Below are 7,597 nucleotides of genomic sequence, written 5' to 3'. Positions count from 1 at the left end.
TACTTATTGTATTAGATCCTTCGCTATGCTCAGGATGACAAACTGCAGTCAGTTTAACAAAGTAAATACCTGTTTTTGTTAATCTGCCATTATTATCGGTACCATTCCAGGGGACAGAAGTCATTAGGCCATTAGGTGATTGGGTTATTGGGAAACTCTTTACTAATTTACCGGCGAGGTCGTAAATAGTTAATAGGGTATTAGTGTAATAGTTATTCCCTCCTACGGCGGGCAAGCGGGGAACAGAATAAGTGATGATTGTAGATTTAGAGAAGGGGTTTTGGGAGATTTCTAATTTTGGATTTTGGAGTGCGGAATTTGGATTGGATGGTTCTTCGATGGCTGTTCCATCTTTAAGCACCCAGACTCCGCCTGCAGTATAACAACTCACGTATACTAAACTGTCTTGTGGGTTAACTGCAATAGCTTTTGGTCCATTTCCTACTTGCGCTGTTTTTATTACTGTATTATTTGTTCCATCAATTACCGAAACATTATTGCTACCATAATTTGTTACGTATATTTTATTTGCTATTGCATTTACACATATGCCCAAAGGAGAAGAGTCAACGGCTACAGTAGTGACTACCAAATTACTTGTCCCATCAATCACAGAAACATTATTACTTCTCTCATTTGTCACATAGATTTTATTTGTTGTTTCATTTACGCATATACCAAAAGGATAAGCCCCAACATTGACGGTAGCGACTACGGTATCATTCATCCCATCAATCACGGAAATATTATTACCGGCATAATTTGCCATATAAATTTTGTTCGTTATTGAATTTACACATATACCCTTAGGAGGAGAAGCCCAAGTGTATATTGAAGTCACGATTGAATCATTTATTCCATTAATTACCAAAGAACGACCAAAAGACGACACTGAATTTGCCACATAAATTTTATTTGTTAGCGGATTTACACATATACCCCAGGGAGAATCCCAAGCGGCTACAGTAGAGACCATTGCATTACTTATCCCATCAATTACGAGAACGTTATTATTGGCATAGTTTGTCACATAGAGTTTATTTGTTATTGGATTCACACATATACCAAAAGGTCCGGACCCATTTGTCCCATTAATTAAGGTTATGGTATTTACGACCGAATTATTTGTTCCATCAATTACTGAAGCATTATTATTAAATTGATTTGCCGTATAGATTTTATTTGTTGTTGGGTTAATACATATTGCACAAGGATAAGCCCCGATAGTTATAGTATTCGCCACCAAACCATTTGTTCCATCAATTACCGAAACATTATTATTCCCCCAATTTATTACATAAATTTTATTTGTTGTTGGATTTACACATATCCCCCAAGGCTCAGATAAAACAGTTATAGTATCAATGACTAAATTATTTACCCCATCAATTACCGAAACATTATTGCCATAACAACTTACCACATAGATTTTATTTGTTGCGGGGTTTACAATTATACCGATAGGATTATACGAGATAAATACTGAAGTAATAATTGAATCATTTGTTCCATTAATTACCGAAACATTATTAGTATTCGTTCCTACCACATAGATTTTATTTGTTGCAGGATTTACACTTATACCACATGGTCTTCCCCCAACACTTACGGTCTTAACCACTGAATCATTTATTCCATCAATTACTGAAATATTATTACTATTCTGATTTGTCACATAAACCTTATTTGTTGTGGGGTTTGCGCATATAGAATTAGGTCCGTTCCCAACCGGTATAGTAGCAATTACTGAATCATTCGTCCCATCAATTACTGAAACAGTCCAACTATGATTATTTGCCACATAGATTTTATTTGTTGTTGTATCTACACATAAAGCGGAAGGGTAATCTCCTACATGTATTGAACCAATAAATGTATTATTTGTCCCATCAATTACTGAAACATTCAAATTTCCAAGACTCGTTACATAGATTTTGTTGGTAATCGGGTTTACACATATAGCTTGAGGATAATACCCAACATCTAATGTAGCAATAACTGAATTACTTACTCCATCAATTACCGAAACATTATTGGTGCCATAATTTGCCACATAGAGTTTATTTGTTGTTGGGTTTACATCTATTGCACGTAAGTCCCATCCATTTCCAGCCTGTGGTCTCAACAATATGCTGTCAACTACCGTCAATTCAGCCCATGCGGGCTGGCGAAGGAGTGTGATTGCAAGTACTATTAGGACATTTAATCTTCTTCCGCCTGAGCCCGCCTCAGGCGGAGATTTCGCTACGCTCAACATTTTTTACCTCCATTAGAGATGAATTACTTATAACAGGGCATAAAAGCCCTGTCTACCCATTTTATTTCATTAATAAATAAATATAACAAACGGGCGAATTGCAATTCGCCCCTACGATTTTTCACTTCATTAAGATTAGTTTTTTGGTTAGTTTAGTATTATCGGCGGTAAGTCGTACAAAATAAATACCTGTTTTTAGGTCGGTTGCGGAGAGGGGAATGGAATAAGAGCCGGCGGGTTTGAGTTCGTTAATAAGGGTTTTTATTGTTCTGCCGCAGACATCGTAGATTGTTAAGGAAACTCTGGATTTGATAGGAAGGTTATATCGTAAGAGAGTAGATTTAATGAAAGGATTAGAGGAGACATTAATCCCAAAAGAATTAAGGATATTATTTTCTGTTATTCCTGTTTTAGAGCATATTCTACCTAATATTCGCGTTGCATTATAATTAGGAGTATAAACAGCGCCTTCGTATGTTAAGAAACATTGTTTATTTGCTCCGTATGCTAAACGTGGCAAATATCTTTTTGAAGTAGACATTATAAATCCATTCGTGTCCAATACTACTCCATCGGGACTTACATAAGTAGCATAAATACAAGACGTATCCGTAGGATTACGAAAGTCCTGCCATGCAACAAGATAATCGTTTCCATCAAAAGCGACAGAAGGATTCAATTGATTCCCGGGCGCATTTGATATTACAATGCCGGTAGAATCAAGAACTGTTCCTTGTTGATTTACGCGTACGCCATAGATATCGCTGGCGCCATTACGAAAATCTTGCCAGACTACAAGGTAATTTGTTCCGTCAAATGAAATAGAAGGTTTGTCCCGAATACTGTCATGGCAGGATATAATAATGTCTGACGTGTCAAGGACAATCCCGTTTTTATCCACTCTGGTACCATAAATATTCTGTTCTTGTGGTCTACTATCTGACACAACAAGATAATTAGTCCCGTCAAAGCTAACGGCAGAAGTACATGAATTGGAATCCGATATTTGTATTATAGAATCCAAGATTACTCCTTGTTTGCTTATACGGACTCCATAAACAGAAAAATCATTCTCATATTTGCATGGTATAGGAGTGTTTTCTGCCCAGGTAAGGAGATAATTAGTTCCATCAAAAGCAAGAGCAGGTGAAGAAGCGAATGTCGTATCCGATATAAGAATATCTTTGAGGATTTCCCCATTTTTATTTAATTGAGCCCCATAGATTCCTCTCTGTGCTCCTACCCAGACTACGAGATAATTGGTTCCATCAAATGCAACAACCGGAGATATAAAATTATAATACGCTGAAGAAGCTTCTGCAAGAAGAATACTTGCGGTGTCAAGGGTAACGCCATCTTCACTTACTCTGGTCCCATAAATACCGGGTTTGTAATAAGTTTCATCGCTATAATCTTCCCACACCACAAAATAATCTTTACCATCAGAAGCAACCGAAGGACATTTTTGGTCATATTGTCTATATCCATCCGTAGATACAAGCATATTATTTTTTATTATGTTCCCTGAATGGTCCATAAAAGTTCCGCAGATATCTCCAAAATGGTTATACACGATAAAATAATTATTTTTATTAGATGCAACCGAATGGTCCAAGTAATAAGTTCCTCCTACTGTTCCTGTGTTAGTAATAGAAACGCTCTGAGAGTCAATTATTTTTCCTGCCGTATCTATTTTTGTGCCATAGAGACTCTTGGTACACATAGCCATGCTCCCAATATTTTTTTCCCAGACTACAAAATAATTTTCTCCATCAAAAGTAATTAAGGGGTCTCCGTAAGACAGTCGTGACGAACAAGGTGGCGATATTTTTATGCAGGTTGAATCAATAAGAGTTCCTTCTTTAGTTACACGAGCTCCATAAATATCGGAGTAGTGCAAAGAATCCTGTCTCCAATCTTCCCAGACTACAAAATAGTTTGAGCCACCAAAAGCAATAGAAGCATTCCTTTGATCTTCTTTTTCCATGACTATACAAACCCCATTTGAATCGATAACCGTAGAGTTCGGACTAACTCTGCTTCCAAACAGGTCATACCTGTTTCCAGAGCAAGAATCATTCCATTGCAACCAGACCGGGAAGTAATTCGTACCATCGAACGAAATATCCGAAAGGAAAGTTGTCTTTGCAGGAGGGGATATAATAATTGGAATAGAATCAATAACTTTTCCGGATTGGTCAACCCTGACGGCGTGAACTTTATGCTGGGAATAGTCATCCGTAGCTCCTACCAGATAATTTGTACCATCAAAAGCTATTGACGGGTATGCATAGGAGATAGAGACACCAGATTCAAAACCCGTTATAGGGAAACCTGATATATCAAGAACTTGCCCTTCTTTGGTAACACGAGCACCATGAATATTAATGTGTCCTGCCGCATACTCTTCCCAGACAACAAAGTAATTGTTACTATCAAAAGAAGCGTGAGCGTATCTTTGGCTGTAAAGAGAAGGAGATATAAGGATACCTGTGGGGTCAAGGATTTTTCCATCTTGAGTTATTCTTGTCCCATAAAGCGCAGAATAACGGTCATTATAATTATTTCTATAATCTCTCCATACAACAAAGTAATTTATCCCGTCAAATAATACAAAAGATTGTTCCTGTCTACCCGAAGCCGGTTTGTACACCTTGTTTGTATCAATCATAAACTCATTTCCTAACCAACTATAGGCTTTAAGTGGCGCTCCAAATAAAATCAAAAAACTAAAAATAACCAAACAGAATTTTTTCATATTTCCTCCCTATCTTATTAGAATAAGTTTTTTTGTTGTGCTAAAATCACCTGCGGTTAGTCTTACAAAGTATATACCTGTTTTTGTTAATCTGCCATTATTATCGGTGCCATCCCAGGGGACACTGGTTATTGGGGAATTAGGTGATTGGGTTATTGGGAAACTCTTTACTAATTTGCCGGCGATGTCGTAAATAGTTAATAGGGTATTAGTGTAATAGTTATTCCCTCCTACGGCGGGCAAGCGGGGAACAGAATAAGTGATGATTGTTGATTTAGAGAAGGGGTTTTGGGAGACATTCAATTGCGGATTTTGGAGTGCGGATTTTGGATTGGATTGGGGAGAGGAGGATTCTTCAACGGCAATCAAATTACCGTTTGAGTCATATTTAAGAGTGCGCCAAATTGGTATTGTATCATTAAGAACGCTTGCTCCTGTTACAAAAATTTCATTTTTTGAGTTTACGGCAACTCCACATCCAAATCCGATATTCTCTTTATTGTAAATTCTGTTCCATAAGATACTATCCCCGTTAGGGGTATATTTTGTTACACTCCAAGAATAATTACTATCTATTTTTATCTCAACAAATCCTGCAGTAATTATATTCCCGGTATTATCAATAGCAATATCTCGTGAAAAAATTGCCTGATTATAAGCATATTTTTTTCTTGAAATGTTTGTACCCATAGAATCAAATTTTGAGATACAAATTATGCAACTTGTATCAGTTTCATATAAGGTGCTTGCCAGAATTATATTATTATCTTTACCCATAGTAATCGGACCAGCATTAATTATGGTATCATCAAATTGTATTGCCCATAGAGAATCTCCGGCAGGACTATATTTCACAACATAAGACTCATTATTGTCACCAATTCTGAGAGATACTATTACATTATTATGAATATCTGTGGTTAAGTGAGGATTTGAATACCTGGTGCCTCCATTATAAAAATTTTTACGCCATAGTTCTGTTCCCATAGAATCATATTTTACAGTGCAATAGTTCGGATGCCCCATCCCTGTGACAACTATATTGTTATCATTATCTACTGCAACGTCTGTTTCCATATCTGAATAAGGCGAAACAGAATTATTTAAAATTCTACTCCACAATAAAGTTCCTTGAGCACTATATTTTAGAGTACAGTAGGCATAACCTTCTCCGTTATATACACATCCTCCGACAATAATATTATTATGTTTATCGCATACAACTCCTGCGTCCCCACCATATATAGTGTTAACTTCAAAGTCCTGTGACCAGATAATTCCACCGCTTGAGTCATATTTAATAGTATGCGCAGTTGCAAGAGAATCAGCAGACCCCCCGCCTGTGACAATTACATTATCATAGGAGTCTATCGCAACTCCTCCTGGAAATCCGCCTTCATAGGTTTGAGGCCAACTTGCGAGGGCAGAAATGGGAAACAAAAGTGTCAACAACATCAAAGCTTTCATTTTTCTCCTACTTTATTCATCAACAAGTATCTTAATACTTAAATATTCTGAAAAGGTAGTTTTGTCAAGGAAAAGAGTAAAGATGGAAGAGAATTAGCCACCAAAGCACTAAAAAGCACGAAACGGAGAACCACGAAAATACGAAAAACACGAAAGATAGAAAAACGGAAACAGAGAGAGATAAAGAATCGGAACCACGAGATTCGCACACGATTATCACGAGAAACAGAAAACAGAGAATCACGAAAGTATGAAATATAGAAATATAGAAGGGCACCCTTCGGCAAGCCCTCCTATCAAGTAACTCCAATAAATACTCTGAACGGCGGGCGGGCTCAGGGTAAACGAAAAACAGATCACAAAAGAGAATTATAGCCACGGATAAAAGACCCCAGCTGAGCTGGATAACAAAATCTAAGGGCTTTGCCCAAGAGTTTGTAAACGGATTTTCACGGATAACAAAACAGAGAAGGAAAAAACAACAGAAAGAAATATTAACAGGGATTTGAAGAGACTGTAAGAGATAAAAAACAGAATAGAAAGATTTAATTTATTTGTGTTCCTGAAGAGCTTTTTTATCTAATTTTTTGTAGAAGTCTAAAATATCTTTGTCGTATCTTCTGAAAAGTGTGGACGTGTAAACAGTATCTTTTTTTTGCAGCAATGCAATAATCTTCTTCCGACTTTTGACATACCACGGGCCATTTATTCTGTCGATATTAAGAAAGTCCTTGACGGTTTTGGTTGCAAAAATAGGGTTACCTTTTGCATCACGTTCCGTGAATTTAGAGTGCAAAATGTTTGTATAAGAAGGACTCTGAATAACAATTATAGAATCGGCAAAAACTCCTTTAATCACACTATCAACTTTTATCTTATAAATATCCGCAAGAGTAACATCATAGCGAACCCATTTGGAGGTATCACTTCCATTGGAGAAAGAATCGGTTCTAATGACTTTCGTTGTGCAGGAGAAAACCGTTCCTATAGTTACCCAATCAGCGCTAAGGTATTTTTCGGCATGTTCGTTTTGAAAACTCGGGACGGTATATCCTGTTAGTTGAACACCCGGTTGAATGATTACTTGTATATCTTCATCAGGCTCAAAATTTTTT

The 7,597-nt window shown here is 36.9% G+C and carries 4 protein-coding genes; all 4 read right to left on the bottom strand.

The annotated features are described in order from the left end of the window. Positions 1–2,257: hypothetical protein (locus WC614_13880; protein MFA5034093.1), on the bottom strand; the 2,257-nt coding region annotated here is incomplete at its 3' end. Positions 2,258–2,378: 121 nt separating this feature from the next. Continuing rightward, on the bottom strand, positions 2,379–5,015 hold the full coding sequence (locus WC614_13875; GenBank protein ID MFA5034092.1) for a T9SS type A sorting domain-containing protein: 2,637 nt from the start codon (positions 5,013–5,015) through the stop codon (positions 2,379–2,381). A gap of 9 nt (positions 5,016–5,024) precedes the next feature. Beyond that, positions 5,025–6,482: a T9SS type A sorting domain-containing protein gene (locus WC614_13870; protein MFA5034091.1), complete on the bottom strand. Its 1,458-nt coding sequence runs from the start codon at positions 6,480–6,482 to the stop codon at positions 5,025–5,027. A gap of 550 nt (positions 6,483–7,032) precedes the next feature. Further along, positions 7,033–7,597: hypothetical protein (locus WC614_13865; protein MFA5034090.1), on the bottom strand; the 565-nt coding region annotated here is incomplete at its 5' end.

It is taken from the genome of bacterium (genome assembly GCA_041649255.1).
Taxonomy (GTDB): domain Bacteria; phylum Hydrothermota; class UBA3073; order JACQXS01; family JAQTXJ01; genus JAQTXJ01.
Note: the sequence above shows the minus strand (reverse complement) of the source record. Positions and strands in the feature narration are given on the sequence as shown.